The organism is Streptomyces sp. NRRL WC-3549, assembly GCF_000721935.1.
Taxonomy (GTDB): Bacteria; Actinomycetota; Actinomycetes; order Streptomycetales; family Streptomycetaceae; genus Streptomyces.
Window position 1 is genome coordinate 126,080 of record NZ_KL585401.1, and the last position, 877, is coordinate 126,956.

The window sequence follows — 877 nt, forward strand, 5'->3', positions numbered from 1 at the left end:
CCGCCACGAGAAGTCCGCGTAGCGGCACCGCACCACACGCCGAAGGGGCGCCCGGCCACCGGCCGGGCGCCCCTTCGACGTTGTCGAGGTCAGACCTTGGTGCGGGAGGTGTTGTAGAGCTTGGCGGCGAGATCGGCCACCTCGGACTGGGGCATGGACTTGTTGGTCATCGCCGCACCGACGTCGACGCCCACCACGATCCCGATCGTGCTGTAGTCGGCCCAGATGCACACGGGCATGGTGATCTGCTCGGGCCCGTTCTCCACCGAGCCGTCGGCGTCCTCGTTGATCGTCTTGAGGTCCTGGCACTTCATGAGGGCGCCCTCGAAGCCCTTCGGATTCACACTCTCGGGACTGCCGACGAGCGAGGCCTTGTCGCTGTCCTCGCCCTTCGCCATCTCCTGCTTGGCGTTCTCGAAGGACGCGTCGATCACCTTGGCGGGATCGGAGACCTCACCCCAGTACCCGACCAGCACGAGCGACTTCATGGTGAGCGGGTTCTCCTCGCTCCCGCTCACGTACTGGGCGCCGACCTTGTTGGGGTTCTTGACCCCCATGGCCTCGGCCTTGGTCTTCTCCGAGCCCGACAACGGGGTGGAGGGCGTCGCCTCGCCGCCGTCCGTCTTGTAGTCGTCCACCGACGCGGCCGGCGTCAGCTTGTACCCCTTGGTGGAGTCCGCGACGTCGCTGTCGCCGCCGCCCCCGCCCGAGGTGAGGAAGTACACCCCGCCCGCGACGACCGCCAGCGCCACCACAGCGGCCCCGATGATGAGGCCGGTCTTCTTCTTCGGGGCGGCCGGCTGCGGCGGCATGCCCGGGTACGCCTGCTGTCCGCCGTACGGCGGGGCGGGCGGCTGCTGGCCGGACGGGCCGGGCT

1 protein-coding gene is annotated in these 877 nt (G+C 69.3%); it reads right to left on the reverse strand.

The window, feature by feature from the left end:
• Nucleotides 1-89 precede the first annotated feature (89 nt).
• The coding region (locus tag IH13_RS0117080; protein ID WP_031085350.1) for a hypothetical protein at nt 90-877 on the reverse strand (788 nt) is incomplete at its 5' end.